This window comes from Streptomyces yongxingensis, from assembly GCF_055597465.1.
Genome location: NZ_CM145717.1, coordinates 1,445,776 through 1,470,138, shown reverse-complemented (window position 1 = coordinate 1,470,138; position 24,363 = coordinate 1,445,776). Strand labels below are relative to the sequence as shown.

Sequence of the window (24,363 nt, the reverse complement as noted above, 5' to 3'; positions counted from 1 at the left end):
ATGTCGGGTACCGAAGAGAAGCTCCGCCAGTACCTCAAGAAGGTCACGGCCGATCTGGGGCAGACGCGTCGGCGACTTCGCGAAATGGAGGAGCGTTCCCAGGAGCCGGTGGCCATCGTCAGCATGGCCTGCCGATTTCCCGGCGGAATCACCTCGCCCGAGGACCTGTGGGAGCTGGTCGCCGCGCGCGGGGACGCGATCGGGGAGTTTCCTACCGACCGCGGCTGGGACCTGGCCGGGCTGTTCCACCCCGACCCCGACCACTCCGGCACCAGCTATGTCCGCCACGGCGGATTCCTGGACCGGGCCGACGGCTTCGACGCCACCTTCTTCGGCATCAGCCCGCGCGAGGCCCTGGCGGCCGAACCCCAGCAGCGCCAACTCCTCGAAGTCTCCTGGGAATTGCTCGAACGCGCCGGAATCGACCCCACCTCGCTGAAGGGCACCCCCACCGGGGTCTACGCGGGCGCCGGAATCCTCGGCTTCGGCACCCCGCAGATCGAGAAGAGCGCGGAAGGATATCTGCTCACCGGAAACACCCTGAGCGTCGTCTCCGGCCGGGTGGCCTTCACCCTCGGGTTGGAAGGGCCCGCGGTGACGGTGGATACGGCGTGTTCGTCGTCACTGGTGGCGATGCATCTCGCCTGCCAGGCGCTGCGGCAGGGGGAGTGCACCCTGGCCCTGGCCGGAGGAGTGACCGTCATGACCACCCCGAACACCTTTGTGGAGTTCTCCCGCCAGCGCGGTCTGGCCCCCGACGGCCGGTGCAAGCCCTTCGCGGCCGCCGCGGACGGCACGGGCTTCTCGGAGGGCGTGGGGCTCCTGCTGCTGGAGCGGCTGTCCGACGCACAGCGCAACGGCCACCAGGTGCTGGCGGTGCTCCGGGGCTCGGCCATCAACCAGGACGGCGCGTCGAATGGACTGACCGCACCGAACGGCCCCTCCCAGCAGCGAGTGATTCGCCAGGCGCTGATCAACGCGCAGTTGTCCTCCGCTGAGGTGGACGCGGTGGAGGCCCACGGCACGGGCACCACGCTGGGTGACCCGATCGAGGCCGAGGCGCTGCTTGCCGCGTACGGCCGGGACCGGCCGGAGGGCCGGCCGCTGTGGCTCGGCTCGCTGAAGTCCAACATCGGCCATACGCAGGGTGCGGCGGGTGTGGCCGGTGTGATCAAGATGGTGATGGCGCTGCGTCATGAACTGTTGCCCGCCACGCTGCACGTGGATGAGCCGACCCCGCACGCGGACTGGTCCGGCGGGGCGGTGCGATTGCTTACGGACCCGGTGGAGTGGCCGAGGAACGAGCGGCCACGCCGGGCCGGGGTGTCCGCGTTCGGGATCAGTGGCACCAATGCGCATGTGATTGTGGAGCAGGCTCCTGAGGAGGATGCACCAAAGGATCCGGGCTGCTCGGACGGCATGGTGCCGTGGGTGGTGTCGGGGCGGTGTGTGGAGGCGTTGCGGGGTCAGGCTGCCGCTCTGGCTGGGCGGGTGGGTGGTGCGTCTGAGTTGTCGTTGGTGGATGTGGGGTGGTCGTTGGTCACCAGTCGGTCGGTGTTTGAGCATCGGGCGGTGGTGGTGGGTGGTGATCGGGCTGGGTTGTTGGCTGGTGTGGAGGCGTTGGCGGGGGGTGTGTCGCATCCGGGTGTGGTGCAGTCGGGTGCGGCGGCGTTGACGGGTGATGTGGGGCCGGTGTTGGTGTTTCCGGGTCAGGGTTCGCAGTGGGTGGGGATGGGTGCGGAGCTGCTGGGGGTGTCGCCGGTGTTCGCGGCGCGGGTGGGGGAGTGTGAGCGGGCGTTGGCGCCGTTTGTGGATTGGTCGCTTTCGGATGTGTTGCGTGGGGTGGAGGGTGTGGCGGATCTGGGCCGGGTGGATGTGGTGCAGCCTGTCCTGTGGGCGGTGATGGTGTCGTTGGCGGCGGTGTGGGCGGGGTATGGGGTGCGTCCTGTGGCGGTGGTGGGTCATAGCCAGGGTGAGATCGCGGCGGCTGTCGTCGCGGGTGCGCTGTCTTTGGAGGATGGTGCGAAGGTTGTGGCGTTGCGGAGCAGGGCGTTGCGGCGGTTGGCCGGTGGTGGGGCGATGGCGTCGCTCGGTGTGGGTCGGGAGCGGGCGGGGGAGCTGCTTTCCGGCTTGGAGGGCCAGGTCGCTGGTGTGGGTGTGGCGGCCGTCAATGGGCCGTCGTCGACGGTGGTTTCGGGTCCGCCGGAGCAGGTGGCCGCTGTGGTGGCCGCGTGTCAGGAGGTGGGGGAGCGGGCGCGGCTGATTGAGGTGGATTATGCCTCGCACGGTCCTCAGGTGGAGGAGATCCGCGAGGAGTTGATGCGGGTGCTGGAAGGCGTCCGTCCGCTCGATACCTCCGGTTCGGATACGGCGTTCTATTCGACAGTGACGGGCGGCCGTGCCGTCACCACCGACCTGGACGCCGCCTACTGGGTGACCAATCTCCGTGAGCGGGTGCGGTTCACCGATGCCGTTGAGGCGCTGCTGGCGGACGGGCATCGGGTGTTCATCGAGGCCAGCACCCACCCCGTGCTCACCCTTGGCCTTCAGGAGACCTTCGAGCAGGCGGGTGTGGACGCGGTCGCTGTGCCCACGCTGCGTCGTGATCACGGTGGCCAGGCCCAGCTCCTTCACTCTCTGGGCCAGGCGTTCGTCGCTGGGGTGGAGGTGGATTGGAGGGCGGCGTTCCCGGCCGACCCCGCCCCTCGTACGGTCGATCTGCCCACCTACGCCTTCCAGCACCAGCGCTACTGGATGAACGCCTCGGGCACGGCGGGTGACCCGAGCGGCCTCGGTCTGGTCGCCGCGGATCATCCGCTGCTGGGCGCTGCCGTGGAACTGGCCGACGGGAGCACCCACCTGCTCACCGGGCGTATCGCGGCCGGTGGCGGTGACGGCTGGCTCGGCGAACACATCGTGGCGGACGCCGTCCTGGCCCCGGGCGCGGCCCTGGTGGAGTGGGCGTTGCGGGCGGCCGACGAGGTCGGCTGTGGTGGGGTCGAGGAGCTGGCGCTGCAGGTCCCGTTGGTGCTCCCCGAGTCGGGCGGACTGCGCATCCAGGTGGCAATGGGCGCCACGGCGGAGGACGGGCGGCGCGATGTGCGGATCTACTCCCGTCCGGATGGCGAGGCCGACTCGGGCAATGACATGGGCTGGGTGTGCCATGCCGAGGGGGTACTGAGCCCGGCACCGGAAGGCGCGGACCGGTCGGCCGAGGGGCTGGGCGGCGCATGGCCCCCTGCCGGTGCGCGACCGGTGGATCTGGAGGGGTTCTACGAGCGCGCCGCGGCGGCGGGCTATGCGTACGGTCCGGCCTTCCAGGGGCTGCGTGCCATGTGGCGGGACGGTGCGGACCTGCTGGCCGAGGTGGCGCTGCCCGAGGCGGCGGGCGACGCGGACGGATTCGGCATCCACCCGGCGCTGCTCGACGCGGCTCTGCACCCGGCCCTCCTGCTCGACACGGGATCCGACCAGGAGCGGGACGGCGGCCAGGTGTGGCTGCCGTTCGCCTGGAACGGGGTGTCCTTGTGGGCCGCTGGAGCCAGCACCGTACGCGTTCGGCTGTCCCCGCATCGGGATGGTGCCGAGGGTGAGAGGGGGCTGCGGCTGGTGGTGGCCGATGCCGTGGGCGACCCCGTTCTGACGGTCGACTCCCTGGTGACGCGACGGGCGGCCGTGGAGCAGGTGCGAGCTGGGGCGGCGCGTGGTGTGGACGGTCTGTTCGTCCTGGACTGGACCCCACTGCCGCAGCCGACCCGGACCAACGAGCCGGTGGCCGATCGCGATAGCTGGGCGGTGCTGGCCACCGAGGGCGCTGACCCGGATCTGGGGGCGTTGCTCGCGGGGCTCGATGACGCGGAGCCGGTCCCGGCCGTGGTGCTCGCCGAGTTCCCGCGCCCGGACGCCGCTGCCGATGCCGTGGCCGACATGGCGACTGCTGGCCTGGCGATGGCGCAACGAGCCCTGGAGCTGGTGCGGAAGTGGCTTACCGAGCCGCGGTTGGCCGATGCCCGGTTGGTCGTGGTGACGCGTGGCGCGGTCGCCGTCGCCGACGCCGAGAGTGGTGCGGATGTGGCCGCCGCCGCGCTCTGGGGACTCCTGCGGAGCGCTCAGGCCGAGAACCCGGGGCGCTTCCTTCTGCTCGACCTCGACAGGGCGACCGATGCGACGGCAGAGGATGTGCGGGACGCCGTCGCGCGGGCGGTGGACCTGGATGAGCCGCAGTTGGCCGTGCGGGATGGTCGGGGGTGGGTGCCACGGCTGACCCGTGCCTCCGCCGGCAGCGGTGCGGAGGGGCGCGACGCCCCGGTGGCGCTCGATCCCGACGGCACCGTGCTGGTGACGGGCGGCACCGGCACCCTCGGCGGCCTGGTGGCCGAACATCTGGTGCGCACCTGGCAGGTCGGCCATCTGCTCATGGTGAGCCGTCGCGGGCCGGACGCCCCGGGAGCGCGCGAACTGGCGGCGCGCCTGGAGGAGTTGGGCGCGCGAGTGCGGATCGTCGCCGTGGACGTCACGGACGCGTCGGCGGTGGCAGAGCTCGTGGCGGGGATCGACGCCGACCATCCGCTGACCGGTGTCATCCATGCCACGGGGCTCCTCGACGACGCGGTGGTGACCTCACAGACGCCCGAGCGGCTGGCCCGGGTATGGGCGGCCAAGGCGGCGGGCGCGGCGCATCTGCACAACGCCACCGCCGATGTTCCGCTGTCCCTGTTCGCGATGTTCTCGTCGGCCGCCGGGGTCCTGGGCAGCCCGGGCCAGGCCAACTACGCGGCGGCGAACGCCTTTTGTGACGCCCTCGCCGCCCACCGTCGGGCCCATGGCCTCCCCGGCCTGTCGGTGGCCTGGGGCCTGTGGGCCCAGGCCAGTGAGCTGACCGGAAAGCTCGCCGCGACGGACCGGGCCCGGATGTCCCGCTCGGGCATCACCGCGATGTCCGGCGAGAAGGCGCTGGGCCTGCTCGATGCCGCCTGTGCGCAGGGCAGCTCCCTCTGTGTCGCCGCCGCCGTCGACACGGCCGGGGTGGCTCGTGAGGATCTCCCGGCGGTGCTGCGGGGGCTGGTGTCCGGCCGGACCGCGCGCCGGATGGCGGCCGGTGAGACGGGGACCTCCGGATTGGCCGCTCAGTTGGTGGGGTTGGATGCGGCTGGTCGGTTGGATGTGGTGGTGGAGGTGGTGCGGGGTGGTGTGGCGGTGGTGTTGGGGTTTGGTTCGTCGGGTGAGGTGCGGGTGGATGCGGCGTTCAAGGAGTTGGGTTTTGATTCGTTGACGGCGGTGGAATTGCGTAATCGGTTGTCGGTGGTGACGGGGTTGCGGTTACCGGCGACGTTGGTGTTCGACTATCCGACGCCTCGGGTGCTGGCGGAGTATTTGTGCACCCGGCTGACTGGCGAGACCGCCGGAACCCGTGCTGCCCTCGCCGCGAGGGCCGACGCGGACGAGCCGATCGCCATCGTCGCGATGACCTGCCGCTTCCCTGGCGGGGTCAGCTCCCCGGAGGAGCTCTGGAATCTGGTCGCCTCGGGCCGTGACGCCATCGGGGAGTTTCCGACCGGCCGGGGCTGGGACCTGGACGGGCTCTTCCACCCCGACCCCGACCACCCCGGCACCTCGTACGCGCGCAAAGGCGGGTTCCTGTACGACGCCGATGCCTTCGATGCGGCGTTCTTCGGGATCAATCCGCGGGAGGCGCTGGCCACGGATCCGCAGCAGCGGTTGCTGTTGGAGGCGTCGTGGGAGGTGCTGGAGCGGGCGGGGATCGATCCGGTGTCGTTGAAGGGCAGCCCGACCGGTGTCTACGCGGGTGTGATGTACCACGACTACGCGGCCGGGCTCAGCGGTGGCGACGCGCGGCTGGAGGGCTACGCCATGCTGGCCAGCTCGGGCAGTGTGGTTTCGGGTCGGGTGGCGTACACGTTGGGCTTCGAGGGTCCGGCGGTGACGGTGGACACGGCGTGTTCGTCGTCGTTGGTGGCGATGCATCTGGCGGCGCAGGCGTTGCGGCAGGGGGAGTGCACGCTGGCGTTGGCCGGTGGGGTGACGGTGATGGCCACCCCGGATGTGTTCACCGGTTTCTCGCGCCAGCGCGGTCTGGCCCCCGATGGTCGGTGCAAGCCCTTCGCCGCTGCGGCTGATGGCACGGGCTGGGGCGAGGGTGTGGGCGTTCTGCTGCTGGAGCGGCTGTCGGATGCCCGGCGCAACGGCCACGAGGTCCTGGCGGTGATCCGTGGGTCGGCGGTCAACCAGGATGGCGCGTCCAATGGGTTGACGGCACCGAACGGCCCTTCGCAGCAGCGGGTGATCCGGCAGGCGTTGGCGAGTGCCGGGTTGTCGGCCTCGGATGTCGATGCGGTGGAGGCGCACGGTACGGGTACGACGTTGGGTGATCCGATCGAGGCGCAGGCGCTGCTGGCCACCTACGGTCAGGATCGTCCCGCCGATCAGCCGCTGCTGCTGGGCTCGATCAAGTCCAACATCGGGCATACGCAGGCGGCGGCGGGTGTCGCGGGCGTCATCAAGATGGTGCAGGCGATCCGGCACGGAACACTGCCCGCCTCCCTGCACATTGACGAACCCACTCCCCATGTGGACTGGGAGAGCGGTGCCGTGCGGCTGCTGACCGAGCCGGTGGAGTGGCCGAACGGTGAGCGCCCGCGCCGGGCCGGTGTGTCCTCCTTCGGCGCCTCCGGCACCAACGCCCATCTCCTTCTTGAGCAGGCCCCCGAGCCCGGCGGGCGCGTCACGACCGAGCCCGTGGCCTCTCCCGACCCGCGGGTCGTCCCATGGGCGCTGTCCGCCCGGAGCGCGGAGGCGCTGCGTGGCCAGGCCGCCGCGCTGGCCGACCGCATAGTCGGGCACCCGGAGATGTCGGCGGCCGACGTGGGCTGGTCACTCGCCACCACCCGGTCGCTCTTCGAACACCGGGCGGTGGCGTTGGGCGATGATCCCGCCGAACTGCTGGCCGCCGTGGAGGCGCTGGCCACCGGTGAACCCCATCCGGGTGTGGTGCTCCCCGGCAGTGCAGCGGCGGCGGGCAAGACGGTGTGGCTCTTCAGCGGTCAGGGCAGCCAGCGCCAGGGGATGGGGACGGGGCTGTACGACCGGTTCCCGGTGTTCGCCACGGCGTTCGACGAGGTCTGCGGACTGCTCGACCCCGACCTGGAACATTCCCTCCGCGATGTGGTCTTCCACGGTGTGGCCGAGCGGCCCAGGCTGTTGGACCACACCACCTACGCCCAGGCGGGGCTGTTCGCGTTGCATATCGCCCTGGCGCGGCTGCTCGACTCGTTCGGCGTACGCCCCGACGCCGTCATCGGACACTCCATCGGAGAGATCGCCGCCGCCCATGTCGCCGGGGTCTTCGACCTCCCCGACGCCTGCCGACTCGTGGCCGCCCGCGCCATGCTGATGGGTCAACTCCCCACCGGCGGAGGCATGGCCACCATCGCCGCCACCCCCGAGGAACTCGCCGAGGATCTGGCGGCACACGACGGCCAAGTGGGCATCGCCGCTCTGAACACCCCCGGCAACACCGTGGTCTCCGGTCCGATCGAGCTGGTCGCCGACATCCGCGCCACCTGGGCGGCGAAGGGCCGTAAGACCAGGTCCCTGACGGTCAGCCACGCCTTCCACTCCCCGTTGATGGACCCCATTCTGGAGCCGTTCGCGCGGGCCATCGACGGCCTGACCTTCCACCGGCCCACCCTTCCGGTGCTCAGCAACCTCACCGGTGAGCCGGCCGACGAGGAGATGGCCACACCGGGCTACTGGGTGCGGCACATCCGCCGACCCGTGCGATTCCACCCCGCCGTCGCTCATATCGCCCCCGAAACCGGCGTCTTCCTCGAGCTCGGCCCCGACCCCGTCCTGGCCACCGCGACCCAGCACACCCTTCAGCACCTCACCGCCGACCAGGCGACGGCCGACACCGACGAGGGCGAGGGCGGGGCCGGGCGGCCGAGCCCGCTGGTGGCGGCCACCCTGAGCCGCAAACGCCCCGATGCCCACGCCCTCGGCCACGCCCTCGCCCAACTGCACACCCATGGCACCGATGTCGACTGGGCCCGCTGGTTCCCGGCCGATCCGGCGCCCCGGACGGTGGATCTGCCGACGTACGCCTTCCAGCGCGAGCGCTACTGGCTGGCGGCGGGCGGTGGCGTCGGGGACGTGGGGGCCGTCGGGCTCCAGCGCCTCGAGCACGCGCATCTGCCGGCGGCCGTCGGGCTCGCCGACGGCGGGCTGGTGCTGACCGGCCGGATCGCGGCCGGGGGCGCCGGGGGGTGGCTGGCCGAGCACGTGATGGCGGGCGCCGTGCTGGCGCCGGGTGCGGCGCTGGTGGAGTGGGCGCTACGGGCCGCCGATGAGGCGGGCTGCGGCGGGGTGGAGGAGCTGGCGCTCCAGGTCCCGCTCGTCCTGCCCGCGTCCGGTGGGCTCCGTGTGCAGGTGGTGGTCGGCGTGGCCACCGAGGACGGGCGGCGTGATGTGCGGGTGTACTCCCGGCCCGACCGCGATGTCGGGCCCGGTGCCGACCCGGGCTGGGTATGCCACGCCGAGGGCATCCTGGGCCCGCCGTCCCCGCAGGGCACCGCGCGGGGTCCGGCGGACGAGCCGGATCTGGCATGGCCTCCGGTGGGTGCGGAACCCGTACGGCTGGACGGGTTCTACGAGCGCGCCGAGGCATCCGGGTACGCGTACGGGCCGTCGTTCCGTGGACTGCGGGCGGTATGGCGGGACGGCGCCGATGTGTTCGCCGAAGTGGCGCTGCCCGACGCCGCCGGAGACCCGGAGGGGTTCGGTATCCACCCGGCACTGCTGGATGCCGCGCTGCATCCGGCGTTCCTCCTGGACCGGCCCGAGGAGGACCATGACGACGGCCGGGTGTGGCTGCCGTTCGCCTGGAACGGCGTGTCGCTGTGGGCGGGCGGTGCCACGACCGTACGGGTCCGGCTCTCGCCCCAGCGGCAGGAGGCGGGTGGCGCCGGGGGCGAGCGCGGGCTGCGGGTCGAAGTGGCCGACGCCGTGGGCGGTCCGGTGCTGACCGTCGACTCGCTGGTGATGCGACCGGCCGCCGTCGACCAGCTCAAGACCTCCGGTGGGCCGCAGGTGGACGGGCTGTTCACCCTGGAGTGGACGCCCCTGCCCGTCCCCGCACAGGACACCGATACGGAAGGCCAGGAGCCGGATCCGGTGGGCGGTGGCGCTTGGGCGGTTCTGAGTCGGGACGAGTGCGGACCACTCGTGCCGGGCGCGGTGCACCATCCGCATCTGAAGGCGTTGGTGTCCGCCCTCGACGGTGACGACCCCGCCCCCTCGGTGGCCATCGCGTATCTGCCTGCCCTCTGCGACCCGTCCGACGAGGACACGGGTACGGACCTGGCGGCCGCGGGTCTGGCGGCCTCGGAGCGGGTGTTGGAGCTGGTGCGGGGCTGGCTGGCCGAACCTCGGCTGGCCGACGCCCGGCTGGTGGTGGTCACGCGGGGGGCGGTGGCGATCGACGCCCCCGAGGCGGAAGGCGCCGGAGACGGCGGCGTGGACATGGCCGGGGCCGCCGTGTGCGGCCTGGTGCGCAGTGCGCAGGCGGAGAACCCGGGGCGGTTCCTTCTGGTCGATCTCGACCCGGACGCCGAGCCGCTCGCGGAGGGTGTGCGCAGCGCGGTGGCGTGGGCGACGCGTCTGGACGAGCCCCAGGTCGCGCTGCGGGCAGGGCGGCTTCGGGTGCCCCGGCTGATGCGTGCCGGTGGCGTGAGCAGCGGTGGTGTGGCCGCACTGGTGGGACAGCCCGCATGGCGGCTGGAACTGACCGGCGCGGCCACGGTGGAGAACGTGAAGCCGGTGCCGTGCCCGGAGGTGCTCGAACCCCTCGGACCGCGCCAGGTGCGGGTGGCGGTGCACGCGGCCGGTATCAACTTCCGCGACGCACTCATCAGTTTGGGCATGGTCCCGGGCCAGACCGGGCTCGGTGGCGAGGGCGCCGGTGTGGTGCTGGACATCGGCCCCGAGGTGACCGGGCTCGCGGTGGGCGACCGGGTCATGGGGGTCTTCGACCGCGCGTTCGGCCCGACGGCGGTGACCGACGCCCGCATGGTGGCGCCCATTCCCGCCGGGTGGACCTATCCGCAGGCGGCCTCGGCGCCGGTGGCGTACCTGACCGCCTGGTACGGGCTCGTGGAGCTGGCCGGGCTCCGGGCCGGGGAGTCGGTCCTGATCCATGCCGCGACCGGCGGTGTGGGCATGGCGGCGGTGCGGATCGCCCGCCACCTGGGGGCGGAGGTCTACGCGACGGCGAGCCCTGGCAAGCACGGGGTGCTGGCGGAGATGGGCATCGATGCGGCGCATCGGGCCTCGTCGCGCGATCTGGACTTCGAGGAGGTGTTCCGCGAGGCCACCGGTGGCCGTGGTGTCGATGTGGTGCTCAACAGCCTCGCCGGGCCGTTCGTGGACGCCTCGCTGCGGCTGCTGGGCGAGGGCGGTCGGCTGATGGAGATGGGAAAGACCGACCTCCGTGACCCCGAGCGCGTCGCCGAGGAGCACCCGGGGGTGACGTACCAGGTCTACGACCTGATCACCGACGCCGGACCCGAACGCATCGGCCGGATGCTGGGCGAACTGGGCGAGCTGTTCACCGCCGGAGCTACACGAGCCGCCGAGGCCACAGAGGCCGCCGGGCCCACCGAGGTCACCGGAGCCACCGAGGCCACCGGAGCCGCCGGAGCGACCGGACCCACCGCGGCCCTGCCGCCGCTGCCGGTGCGGACCTGGCCGCTGGGGCGGACACGTGAGGCGCTGCGCCACCTCAGCCAGGCCAAGCACACCGGCAAGCTGGTCCTGGACGTCCCCGCCCCGGTGGACCCGGATGGCACGGTCCTCATCACCGGGGGCACCGGCACGCTGGGCGCGCTCGTCGCCGAACACCTCGTACGGGTCTGGCGGATCGGGCATCTGCTGCTGTTGAGCCGCCGGGGCCCGGACGCGCCGGGCGCCCAGGACCTCGCCGCCCGGCTGACCGCCCTGGGCGCGCGGGTACGCGTCGTCGCGGCCGATGTCACCGACGCGGCAGCCGTGGCCGATCTGGTGGCGGGGGTCGATCCCGAGCATCCGCTGACGGGAGTCATCCATGCCGCGGGTGTGCTGGACGACGCGGTCGTCACCGCGCAGACTCCCGAGCGGCTGGCGCGGGTCTGGGCGGCGAAGGCCACCGCCGCGGCGCATCTGCACACCGCGACGGCACATCTCCGCCTGGGCGCGTTCGTGCTGTTCTCGTCGGCCGCCGGGGTCATGGGCAGCCCGGGGCAGGCCAACTACGCGGCGGCCAACGCCTTCTGTGACGCGCTGGCGGCCCACCGCCAGGCACTGGGCCTGCCGACGGTCTCGGTGGCGTGGGGGCTGTGGGCCGAGGCCAGCGAGATGACCGGCGGCCTCGCCGACGCGGACCTGGCCCGGATGTCCCGCTCGGGCGTCACCGCGATGGCCGCGGACCACGCCCTCCGGCTGCTCGACGCGGCGGCCGAGCACGGCGGCCACCAGCTGATCGCGGCGGATATGAACACCCGTGTCCTCGCCGCCCAGCCCGCCGACAGCCTCCCCGCCACGCTCCGCGCCCTCGCCGCCTCGGGTGCCGGTGGCGCGGTGGCGCGGCGTACGGCGGCGGCAGCCGACGCACGGCCGGACGACTGGGCGGACCGGCTGGCGGGCCTGTCCGCCGCGGAACAGCAGCGCGCCGTCCTCCAGTTGGTCCGTGGCCATGTGGCCACCGTGCTCGGACACGCCGACGCCGAGGCGGTGCAGGCCGACACCAACTTCAAGGAGTTGGGCTTCGACTCGCTGACCGCCGTCGAACTGCGCAACCGGCTCGCCGCCGCCACCGGGCTGCGCCTGCCCGCCGCCCTCGTCTTCGACTATCCGGACGCCGCCGTGCTGGCCGACTACCTGCTGGGGCGCATCGCCCCGGCGGTCGGCGCCACACCGGGCCGGGGAGGCGCCGATCCGGTCCTCAACGAACTGGCCAGGCTCGAAGCCACCCTGATCGGCCTCGAGATGGAAGACGGTGACTCGGGGGCGGTCACGGCACGGCTCGAAAGCCTGCTGGCGAAGTGGAAGGCGACACGAAAGCAGGCGGAGGAAGAGATGACCGCCGCGGAGAGGCTGGAGTCCGCGTCCGCGGCCCAGGTTCTCGACTTCATCGACAACGAACTGGGCGTGTCCTGAATGTGCCGGGCGCGACGACCGCTGAGGGCCGGGTGAAACCTCATGGTGAACGTGAATGAAGAGAAGCTGGTCGAGTATCTCAAGCGCGTTTCCGCGGATCTGCACGATACGCGCCTGCGTTTGCGTGAGGTGGAGGAGCGATACCAGGAGCCGATCGCGGTCGTGAGCATCGCCTGCCGGTTCCCGGGCGGGGTGACCACACCCGAGGACCTGTGGCGGCTGGTCGCGGACGGCGTGGACGCCATCGGGGACTTCCCCACCGACCGCGGCTGGGACCTCGACAGCCTCTATCACCCGGACCCGGACCACCCCGGCACCACGTATGTCCGCCGGGGCGGATTCCTCGACGACGCCGACCGATTCGACCCGCGGTTCTTCGGCATCAGCCCGCGCGAGGCGCTCGCCACCAGCCCCCAGCAGCGACTGCTGCTGGAAACCGCCTGGGAGGCATGCGAACGGGCGGGAATCGACCCGGTGTCCCTCAAGGGCTCCCGGACGGGCGTCTACGCCGGTACGGCCACCACCGGCGGTGCCACATCGGGCGACCTTCCGCAGAAGGGATCCGAGGGATACGCGGGCAACGCACCGAGCCTGCTCTCGGGCCGAGTGTCCTACACCCTCGGCCTGGAGGGACCGGCCGTCACGGTGGAGACGGCGTGCTCGTCGTCGCTCGTCGCGATCCATCTGGCCTGCCAGGCACTGCGGCAGGAGGAGTGTGCCCTGGCCCTGGCCGGCGGGGTGACGGTGATGACCACCCCCGAGGTGTTCACCGGCTTCTCCCGGCAGCGCGGGCTGTCCCCGGACGGGCGGTGCAAGGCGTTCTCGGTGAACGCCGACGGAACGGGGTGGGGCGAAGGCGTCGGCCTGGTGCTGCTGGAGCGGCTGTCCGACGCGCGGCGCAACGGCCATCGGGTACTGGCGGTCATCCGTGGTTCGGCCATCAACCAGGACGGCGCCAGCAACGGTTTCACCGCGCCGAACGGCCCTTCCCAGCAGCGGGTCATCCGCCAGGCCCTCGCCAGCGCCCGGCTCGCCCCGTCCGAGGTGGACGCGGTGGAGGCGCATGGCACGGGCACCAAGCTGGGAGACCCGATCGAGGCCGACGCGCTGATCGCCACCTACGGCCGGGACCGGCCGGAGGACCGGCCGCTGTGGCTCGGCTCGCTGAAGTCCAACATCGGCCATACGCAGGGTGCGGCGGGTGTGGCCGGTGTCATCAAGATGGTGATGGCCCTGCGGCACGGCGTCCTCCCGGCCACCCTCCATGCCGAGGAGCTGACGCCCCATGTGGAGTGGGACGGCGGCGGTGTACGGCTGCTGACCGAGCCAGTGGAGTGGCCGAACGGTGAGCGCCCGCGCCGGGCCGGTGTGTCGTCTTTCGGGATCAGTGGCACCAATGCGCATGTGATTGTGGAGCAGGCTCCTGAGGAGGATGTGCCGACAGCGTCCTCCGAGGTGGGTGGGGTGGTGCCGTGGGTGCTTTCGGGGCGGAGTGTGGAGGCGTTGCGGGGGCAGGCTGCGGCGTTGGCTGGGCGGGTGGGTGGTGCGTCTGAGTTGTCGTTGGTGGATGTGGGGTGGTCGTTGGTTACGGCGCGGTCGGTGTTTGAGCATCGGGCGGTGGTGGTGGGTGGTGATCGGGCTGGGTTGTTGGCTGGTGTGGAGGCGTTGGCGGGTGGTGTGTCGCATCCGGGTGTGGTGCAGTCGGGTGTTGCTGCGCTGACGGGTGATGTGGGGCCGGTGCTCGTCTTCCCCGGTCAGGGTTCGCAGTGGGTGGGGATGGGTGCGGAGCTGCTGGGGGTGTCGTCGGTGTTCGCGGCGCGGGTGGGGGAGTGTGAGCGGGCGTTGGCGCCGTTTGTGGATTGGTCGCTTTCGGATGTGTTGCGTGGGGTGGAGGGTGTGGCGGATCTGGGCCGGGTGGATGTGGTGCAGCCGGTGTTGTGGGCGGTGATGGTGTCGTTGGCGGCGGTGTGGGCGGGGTATGGGGTGCGTCCTGTGGCGGTGGTGGGTCATAGCCAGGGTGAGATCGCGGCGGCTGTTGTCGCGGGTGCGCTGTCTTTGGAGGATGGTGCGAAGGTTGTGGCGTTGCGGAGCAAGGCGTTGCGGCGGTTGGCCGGTGGTGGGGCGATGGCGTCGCTCGGTGTGGGTCGGGAGCGGGCGGCGGAGCTGCTTTCCGGCCTGGGAGACCAGGCTGCTGGTGTGGGTGTGGCGGCTGTCAACGGGCCGTCGTCGACGGTGGTTTCGGGTCCGCCGGAGCAGGTGGCCGCTGTGGTGGCCGCGTGCCAGGAGGTGGGGGAGCGGGCGCGGCTGATTGAGGTGGATTATGCCTCGCACGGTCCTCAGGTGGAGGAGATCCGCGAGGAGTTGATGCGGGTGCTGGAAGGCGTCCGTCCGCTTGATGCCTCCGGTTTGGATACGGCGTTCTATTCCACAGTGACGGGCGGCCGTGCCGTCACCACCGACCTGGACGCCGCCTACTGGGTGACCAATCTCCGTGAGCGGGTGCGGTTCACCGATGCCGTTGAGGCGCTGCTGGCGGACGGGCATCGGGTGTTCATCGAGGCCAGCACCCACCCCGTGCTCACCCTTGGCCTTCAGGAGACCTTCGAGGAAGCCGAGATTTCGGCCGTTACCGTGCCCACCCTGCGCCGCGATCACGGCGGCCAGGCCCAGCTCCTCCACTCCCTCGCCCAGGCGTTCACCGCCGGGGTCGACGTCGACTGGATGGCCGCGTTCCCGGGTGAGCCCACCCCTCGTACGGTCGATCTGCCCACCTACGCCTTCCAGCGCCAGCGCTACTGGGCCACTGCCACCGGCGGGGTCGGTGATGTGGGTGCCGCGGGGCTGCAGCGGGTGGAGCACCCGTTGTTGCGGGCGGCGGTGGGCCTTGCCGATGGCGGCCTGGTGCTGACCGGGCGGGTGTCGGCTACCGGCGGTGACGGCTGGCTCGGTGACCATGTGGTCGCCGGGGCGTCGCTGGTGCCGGGTGCGGCGTTGGTGGAGTGGGTGTTGCGGGCGGCCGATGAGGCGGGCTGTGGTGGCATCGATGAGCTTGCGCTGCAGGTGCCGTTGGTGCTGCCGGAGTCGGGCGGGCTGCGGGTGCAGATCGTGGTGGGCGGGGCCGCCGAGGACGGGCGGCGCGATGTGCGGGTGTACTCCCGGCCCGACCGCGATGCCGAGCCCGGCGCCGATCCGGACTGGGTGTCCCATGCGGAGGGTGTCCTGAACCCGCCGGCCGCGCCGGCTGCGGCCGAGGAGCTGGCGGGAGTCTGGCCTCCCGAGGGCGCGAAGCCGATGGACGTCGAGGACCTCTACGAGCATGCCGCGGCGTCGGGGTATGCGTACGGGCCCTCGTTCCAAGGGGTGGGCGCCGTGTGGCGGGACGGTGCGGACTGGCTGGCCGAGGTGGCGCTGCCCGAGGCGGCCGGGGACGCGGATGGATTCGGCATCCATCCGGCACTGCTCGACGCGGCCCTGCACCCCATGCTGCTCGCCGCCGACACCGAGTCGGCCGACGATGGGATGAGGCTTCCGTTCGCCTGGAACGGCGTGTCGTTGTGGGCCACGGAGGCGACCACGGTCCGGGTCCGGCTCTCGCCCCATCGGGATGGTGCGGCGGGTGAGCGCGGGGTGAGGGTGGTCGTGGCCGATGGCATGGGCGCCCCGGTGCTGACGGTCGGCTCCCTGACGATGCGTCCCGCCGACCCCGGTCAGCTGCGGTCCGTGGGTGGACGTGGCGTCGATGGGCTGTTCACGCTGGACTGGATCCCGATGCCCGACGTGCCGGACGCGGACGCTTCCGACACCACGGGCTGGGTCGTGCTGGGCGAGGACGCCCTGCACTTGGCCGAGGAGCCCGGACTCGGCGGTGGGGGAGTGGTGTGCCAGCCGGGTCTCGAAGCGCTGGTCGCCACGCTCGACGACGGTACGCCACCTCCCGCGTTCGCCGTGACCTGCCTGCCCGCCGACGGCGGCCCGGCGGGGGCCGGAGCCGCGGCGAGGGCGGCTGATGGCTTGGCTGCCGTTGGCCATGCGCTGGAGTTGGTGCAGGGGTGGCTGGCCGAACCACGGCTGGCCGACGCCCGGTTGGTGGTGGTGACACGCGGCGCGGTGTCGATCGGCGGCCCCGAAGGCGGGGATTCCGGCGGCGGAGAGCTGAATGTGGCGGCTGCGGGGCTGTGGGGCCTGCTGCGGAGTGCGCAGGCGGAGCACCCCGACCGGTTCGTCCTCCTCGACCTCCACCAGGCCATCGATCCGGCCGCGGGTGAGGTGGCGGATGCCGTGCTCCGTGCCGTACGGGCGGATGAGCCACAGGCGGCGCTGCGCACCGGGCAACTGGTGGTGCCCCGGCTGGTGCGCGCGCGTGCCACCGACGGTGCCGACGAGGCGGAATCCGGCGGGCTGACCCCTGGTGGGCTCGACCCCCACGGCACGGTGCTGATCACCGGGGGTACGGGTCTGCTGGGCGGTCTGGTGGCCGAGCATCTCGTACGTACGTGGCAGGTCAAGCGTCTGGTCCTGGTCAGCCGACGTGGCTCGGACGCGCCCGGCGCACCGGAGTTGGCCGAACGGCTGAGTGACCTGGGCGCGCAGGTGCGGATCGCCGCGGTGGATGTCACGGACGCGGACGCGGTGGCCGATACGGTGGCCGGTATCGACCCGGCGCATCCGCTGACCGGTGTCATTCATGCGGCGGGGCTGCTGGATGACGCGGTGGTCACCTCGCAGACCCGGGAGCAGGTGGCGCGGGTGTGGGCGGCGAAGGCCACGGCCGCCGCCCATCTGCACACCGCCACGGCGGACCTTCCGCTCCGCATGTTCGTGATGTTCTCCTCGGCCGCCGGAGTCGTGGGCAACGCGGGTCAGGCCGGATACGCGGCGGCGAACGCTTTTGTCGACGCACTGGTCGCCCATCGGCGGGCGCTGGGGCTGCCCGGGCTTTCCGTCGCCTGGGGGCTGTGGGCGCAGGCCAGCGAGATGACCGGACATGTGGGCCGGGCGGACCTGACACGGCTGCGCGGAATGAGGCCCTTGGCGTCCGAGCGCGGGCTGGCCCTGCTGGATGCCGCCTGCCGGTTCGCGAACCCGCTGATGGTGGCCGTGGACTTCGACACGGCCGGGGTGGCCGGTGAGGATTTTCCGGCGGTGCTGCGAGGGTTGGTGTCCGGCCGTACCCGGCGGCGGGCCGCCGAGGGAGGACCGTCGGCCTCGGGGTTGGCCGCTGAGCTGGTGGGGTTGGATGCGGCTGGTCGGTTGGATGTGGTGGTAGAGGTGGTGCGGGGTGGTGTGGCGGTGGTGTTGGGGTTTGGTTCGTCGGGTGAGGTGCGGGTGGATGCGGCGTTCAAGGAGTTGGGTTTTGATTCGTTGACGGCGGTGGAATTGCGTAATCGGTTGTCGGTGGTGACGGGGTTGCGGTTACCGGCGACGTTGGTGTTCGACTATCCGACTCCTCGGGTGCTGGCGGAGTATTTGTGCACCCGGCTGACCGGGGAGACCGCCGGAACCCGTGCTCCGCTCGCGGTGCGGGCAGATGCGGAGGATCCGATCGCGATCATCGGCATGACCTGCCGTTTCCCGGGAGGTGCGAACTCCCCCGAAGCGCTGTGGGACCTGGTCGCCTCAGGGAAGGACGCGATCGGGGAATTTCCCAGCGGCCGGGGCTGGGACCTGGACGGGCTCTTCCATCCGGACCCCGATCACCCGGGCACCAGCTATGCGAACGAGGGTGCCTTCCTCTATGACGCCGATGCCTTCGATGCGGCGTTCTTCGGGATCAATCCGCGGGAGGCGCTGGCCACGGATCCGCAGCAGCGGTTGCTGTTGGAGGCGTCGTGGGAGGTGCTGGAGCGGGCGGGGATCGATCCGGTGTCGTTGAAGGGCAGCCCGACCGGTGTCTACGCGGGTGTGATGTACCACGACTACGCGGCCGGGCTCAGCGGCGGCGCGGATGTGAAGCTCGAGGGGTATGCGATGCTCGCGGGCTCGGGCAGTGTGGTTTCGGGTCGGGTGGCGTACACGCTGGGCTTCGAGGGTCCGGCGGTGACGGTGGACACGGCGTGTTCGTCGTCGTTGGTGGCGATGCATCTGGCGGCGCAGGCGTTGCGGCAGGGGGAGTGCACGCTGGCGTTGGCCGGTGGGGTGACGGTGATGGCCACCCCGGATGTGTTCACCGGATTCTCGCGTCAGCGCGGCCTGGCCCCCGACGGTCGGTGCAAGCCCTTCGCGGCGGCCGCCGATGGCACGGGCTGGGGTGAGGGTGTGGGCGTTCTGCTGCTGGAACGGCTGTCGGATGCCCGGCGCAACGGCCACGAGGTCCTGGCGGTGATCCGTGGGTCGGCGGTCAACCAGGATGGCGCGTCCAACGGGCTCACCGCGCCCAATGGCCCTTCGCAGCAGCGGGTGATCCGGCAGGCGTTGGCGAGTGCCGGGTTGTCGGCCTCGGATGTCGATGCGGTGGAGGCGCACGGTACGGGTACGACGTTGGGTGATCCGATCGAGGCGCAGGCGCTGCTGGCCACCTACGGTCAGGATCGTCCCGCCGATCAGCCGCTGCTGCTGGGCTCGATCAAGTCCAACATCGGGCATACGCAGGCGGCGGCGGGTGTCGCGGGCGTCATCAAGATGGTGCAGGCCATGCGCCAGGGAATGCTGCCCGCCTCGCTGCATATCGATCAGCCGAGCCCGCATGTGGACTGGGAGAGCGGTGCGGTGCGGCTGCTGACCGAGCCGGTGGAGTGGCCGAACGGTGAGCGCCCGCGCCGGGCCGGTGTGTCCTCCTTCGGCGCCTCCGGCACCAACGCCCATGTGATCCTGGAGCAGGCTCCCGCCCTGCCCGAGGAGGATGCGCCGGAGGCGGAGACGGTCTCCTCCGACATGGGCACGGTCTCGTGGGTGCTTTCGGCACGGAGCGCGGAGGCGTTGCGGGGGCAGGCGGCCGCCCTGGCTGACCGCGTGGGCAGCGCGTCCGAGTTCTCGCCCGTCGATGTGGGGTGGTCGTTGGTGACCACGCGATCGGTGTTTGAGCATCGAGCGGTGGTGGTGGGCGATGACCGCGCGGAGCTGTTGGCCGCCGTGGAGGCGTTGGCGGGGGGTGTGTCGCATCCGGGCGTGGTGCAGTCGGGCACGGCGGCGCTGATGGGCGATGTGGGTCCAGTGCTGGTCTTCCCCGGCCAGGGTTCGCAGTGGGCCGGTATGGGGGCGGAGCTGCTGGAGGCGTCGCCCGTGTTCGCGGCCCGAGTGGCCGAGTGCGAGCGGGCACTGGCGCCCTATGTGGACTGGCCGCTCACGGACGTGCTGCGTGGCGCGGAGGGCGCGGCGGATCTGGGCCGGGTGGATGTGGTGCAGCCTGTCCTGTGGGCGGTGATGGTGTCGCTGGCGGCGGTCTGGGCTGGACACGGCGTACGTCCTGCGGCGGTAGTGGGCCACAGCCAAGGCGAGATCGCGGCGGCTGTCGTCGCGGGGGCGCTGTCCCTGGAGGATGGTGCCAAGGTCGTGGCGCTGCGGAGCAAGGCGTTGCGGCGGCTGGCCGGGGGCGGGGCGATGGCCTCCCTCGGCGTGGGCCTGGAGGGGGCGGGCCAACTGCTCTCCGACCTGGAAGACCGGGCCGGAGGCGTAGGCGTGGCGGCCGTCAACGGCCCCTCCTCCACGGTGGTTTCAGGACCGCCGGAGCAGGTGGCCGCTGTCGTGGCCGCGTGCCAGGAGGCGGGGGAGCGGGCACGGCTCATCGAGGTGGACTACGCCTCGCACGGCCCTCAAGTGGATCAGATCCGCGAGGAGTTGAACGAGCTCCTGGCCGGTGTCCATCCGCTCGATACGTCCGGTTCGGGCGCGGCGTTCTACTCCACCGTGACCGGTGGTCGGGCCGACGGCTCCGTCCTGGACCCGGACTACTGGGTGCGGAACCTCCGTGAGCGGGTGCGGTTCACCGATGCGGTTCAGGCGCTGCTGGCCGACGGGCATCGGGTGTTCATCGAGGCCAGCACCCACCCCGTGCTCACGCTCGGCCTGCAGGAGACCTTCGAGGAAGCCGAGATCCCGGCCGTTACCGTGCCCACCCTGCGCCGCGATCACGGCGGCCGGGCCGAGCTCCTCCACTCGCTCGCCCGGGCGTTCACCGCCGGGGTCGACGTCGACTGGACCACCTTGTATCCGGGCTCTCCGACGCCCCGCGTGGTCCCTCTGCCCACCTACGCGTTCCAGCGCGAGCGCTACTGGCTCGACGGCCACGGCGGACGCGTCGGCGACCCGGCCGACCTGGGGCTGGTCTCCGCCGGACATCCGCTGCTGGGCGCCGCTGTGGAGCTCGCCGATGGCCGTGGCCATGTGCTGACGGGCCGGATTTCGGCGCGTACGCACACATGGCTCGGTGAGCATGTGGTGGCGGACGCGGTGCTGCTCCCGGGTGCGGCGCTGGCCGAGTGGGTGCTGCGGGCGGCCGATGAGGTCGGCTGTGGCGGCGTGGACGAACTGGCGCTCCACGTGCCGCTGGTCCTGCCGGAGTCGGGTGGGCTGCGGGTGCAGATCGTCGTGGGCGAGGCCGCCGAGGACGGGCGCCGCGAGGTGCGGGTGTACTCCCGGCCCGCCGCCGGTGAAGGAGAGGCCGTCGCCACGGGATGGACGTGCCATGCGGAGGGTGTGCTGAGCCCGCCCTCGGACCGTTCCGACGAGGCGCCGGGCCTGGGCGGGGCGTGGCCTCCGGCCGGTGCGGCACCGCTCGGCGTCGAGGGGTTCTACGACCGGGTGTCGGCCTCGGGCTATACCTACGGGCCGTCCTTCCAGGGGCTGCGGGCCGTGTGGCGGGACGGGGCCGACGTGTGCGCGGAGGTGGTCCTGCCCGAGGCCGCCGGTGAACAGGCCGGATTCGGCATCCACCCGGCGCTGCTGGACGCCGCGCTGCATCCCGCACTGCTGATCGACCAGCTCGACACGCACGATGACACCGGGACGACCGGTGACGAACCCACCGATGGCCGGGTCTGGCTGCCATTCGCCTGGAACGGCGTGACGTTGTGGGCGGCCGGGGCGACCACCGTCCGGGTACGCCTCTCTCCCCACCAGGAGGCCGCCGAGGGCGAGCGCGCACTGCGGCTGACCGTGGCCGACGCCGTCGGCGCTCCGGTGCTGACCGTCGACTCCGTGGCGATGCGGCCCGCGAGTGTCGATCAACTGCGGGCGGCGGTGGCCCCCGGCAGCCACGCCACGGACAGTCTGTTCACCGTCGAGTGGACTCCCTTGCCGCTCGCGGCCGGGGGCGGAGAGGCGGCGGCCGAGGACGATGGCTGGGCGGTCCTGGGGGCCGGAGGTCACCCGGATCCGGCAGCACTGGTCTCGGCACTCGATGACGATGAGCCCGTACCACCCATCGTTCTCGCCGATATGACCGACCTGACCGGGCCCACCGGCGAGGGCGCCGAGGAGGCGGCGGCCGAGGCGCTGTCGGCGACCGGACGGGCGCTGGAGCTGGTGCGGGGCTGGCTGGCCGAACCGCGGCTGGCCGACGCCCGGTTGGTGGTGGTCACGCGGGGCGCGGTCGCCGTCGACGGCCCCGAGAGCACCACCCGGGCGGACCTGGCCGCGGCCGCCGTATGGGGCCTCGTACGCAGCGCACAGTCGGAGAACCCCGGCCGCTTCGTCCTCCTCGACCGCGACGAAGACCCCGACAACGACCCCGACAACGACCTCGACGTCAAAGCCGCCCCGCACACCGGCGCCGTGCGCGTCGCCGTGGCGCGCGCCGTGCGGATGGACGAGCCCCAACTGGCCCTGCGCGCCGGTCGGGCCCTCGTGCCCCGCCTGGTCCATGCCGGGACCGGGGGTGCGGGGCTGGTGGGCCCCGTGGCGCAGCCGGAGGCATGGCGGCTGGACACGGCGGGCACGGCGACCCTGGAGAACGTCGTACCGGTGCCCTGCCCCGAGGTGCTCGAGCCCCTGGGGGCGGGCCAGGTGCGGATCGCCGTGCGCGCCGCTGGGGTCAACTTCCGTGACGTCATGGTCGGTTTGGGCATGGTGCCCGGCCAGACCGGACTCGGCGGTGAGGGCGCCGGAGTCGTGGTGGACATCGGCCCCGAGGTGACCCACGTGTCCGTGGGCGACCGCGTCATGGGCGTCCTCGACCAGTCGTTCGGACCGCTCGCGGTCACCGACGCGCGGTTGCTGGCGCCGATCCCGGACGGATGGAGCTTCCGGCAGGCGGCGGCCGTACCGGTGGCCTATCTGACCGCCTGGTACGGACTGACGGACCTCGCCGGGCTCCGGCCCGGGGAGTCGGTGCTGATCCATGCCGCGACCGGTGGCGTGGGAACGGCCGCGGTGCGGATGGCGCGGCACCTGGGTGCGGAGGTCTATGCGACGGCGAGTCCGGCGAAGCATGGGGTCCTGGAGGAGATGGGCATCGATGCGGCCCACCGGGCCTCGTCGCGCGACCTGGCCTTCGAAGAGGCGCTACGGCAGGCCACCGGCGGAGGTGGCGTCGATGTGGTGCTCAACAGCCTCGCCGGCCCCTTCGTCGATGCCTCACTCCGTCTCCTCCGCGAAGGCGGGCGGCTGCTGGAGATGGGCAAGACCGATGTCCGTGACCCGGAGCTGATCGCGGCCGAGCACCCCGGGGTGGCCTATCGAGCCTACGACCTGATCGCCGACGCCGGTCCGGCCCGTATCGGCGAAATGTTCCGGGAACTGGGCGAGTTGTTCGCCTCCGGTGCGCTGGAGCCTCCCCCGGTGCACGCATGGCCACTCAGCCGCGCGCGTGAGGCGTTGCGGTATCTCAGCCAGGCCAAGCACACCGGCAAGCTGGTCCTGGACGTCCCCGCCCCGGTGGACCCCGAGGGCACCGTGCTCATCACCGGCGGCACCGGCACCCTCGGCGCTCTGGTGGCCGAACACCTCGTCCGTACCTGGAACATCCGCCATCTGCTGCTGGTGAGCCGCGGTGGCCCCGACGCACCCGGGGCGAAGGAGCTGGTGGCCCAGCTCGCCGACCTGGGGGCCGAGGCCCGGATCGAGGCGGCGGACGTCACCGACGGCGCCGCGGTGCACGACCTCGTCGCGGGCATCGACCCGGCACACCCCCTGACCGGTGTCGTCCATGCGGCGGGTGTGCTGGACGACGCGGTGGTCACCTCGCAGACCCCGGAGCGCCTGGCGCGGGTGTGGGGGCCCAAGGCCACGGCCGCGGCGCATCTCCACGCCGCCACCGCGCATCTGCGGCTCGGCATGTTCGTGATGTTCTCCTCGGCCGCGGGCGTGATGGGCAGCCCGGGCCAGGCCAACTACGCGGCGGCCAACGCCTATTGCGATGCCCTGGCCGTCCACCGCCAGGCCATGGGCCTCCCGGCCGTCTCGGTGGCCTGGGGCCTGTGGGCCGATGCCAGCGGGATGACCGGGCATCTGGACGAGTCGGACCTGGCCAGGATGTCCCGCTCCGGCATCGCCGCCATGTCCGGCGCGCGGGCGCTGGGGCTGATGGACGCCGCCTGCTGGCACGGCGCCCCGCAACCCGCGGCCGTACAGCTCGACCTCCGAACCCTGGCCGCCCAGCCCGCGGACACCCTGCCCGCCCTGCTGCGCACGCTCCTCGACAGCGGGACGACCACCCGTCGTACCGCCGCCACCGGGGCGCCCGCCGCCGGTCTGGTCGCGCAGCTCGCGGCGGTGCCCGCGGAGGAGCAGCACCGGATCCTGCTCACGCTGGTGCGCACGCAGGCCGCGGCGGTCCTGGGCCACACCGACGCGGGGGCGGTGTCCGGTGACACCCCCTTCAAGGACCTGGGCTTCGACTCGCTGACCGGCGTCGAACTGCGCAACCGGCTCGCCGCCGCCACCGGGCTGCGGCTGCCCGCCACCGTCGTCTTCAGGCATCCGACGCCCTCGGCCATCGCCGCCGAACTGCGGACGCGGCTGTGCCCCGCACAGGCGGACACCTCGGCGCCGGTCTTCGGCGAGCTGGAGCGGCTGGAGGCGGCCATGGCGGGGCTCGGTGCCCACGACGAGGCCCGCGGCCGGCTGGCGAAGCGCCTGGAGGCGCTGGTATGGCGGCTCAACGACGACACACCGGCCGAGGCCACCGCCGAGCACCGCCCCACCGTGGACGACGGCGCCCTCGACTCCGCGTCGGACGACGAGTTGTTCGAGTTCATCGACAGGGAACTGCCCTCTTGATCG

Annotated in this window: 2 protein-coding genes; both read left to right on the top strand. The window is 72.2% G+C overall.

From position 1 onward, the window contains the following. Positions 1 to 12,207, top strand: a complete 12,207-nt coding sequence (locus ACZ6TD_RS05935; protein WP_471351368.1) for an SDR family NAD(P)-dependent oxidoreductase — start codon at positions 1 to 3, stop codon at positions 12,205 to 12,207. Between the two features lie 42 nt (positions 12,208 to 12,249). Then, on the top strand, positions 12,250 to 24,360 hold the full coding sequence (locus tag ACZ6TD_RS05930) for an SDR family NAD(P)-dependent oxidoreductase (RefSeq protein ID WP_471351367.1): 12,111 nt from the start codon (positions 12,250 to 12,252) through the stop codon (positions 24,358 to 24,360). Positions 24,361 to 24,363: the final 3 nt, after the last annotated feature.

Coding starts and splice junctions, on each gene's coding strand:
- ACZ6TD_RS05930 (WP_471351367.1), top strand. CDS start 12,250: ATGGTGAACGTGAATGAAGAGAAGCTGGTCGAGTATCTCAAGCGCGTT.
- ACZ6TD_RS05935 (WP_471351368.1), top strand. CDS start 1: ATGTCGGGTACCGAAGAGAAGCTCCGCCAGTACCTCAAGAAGGTCACG.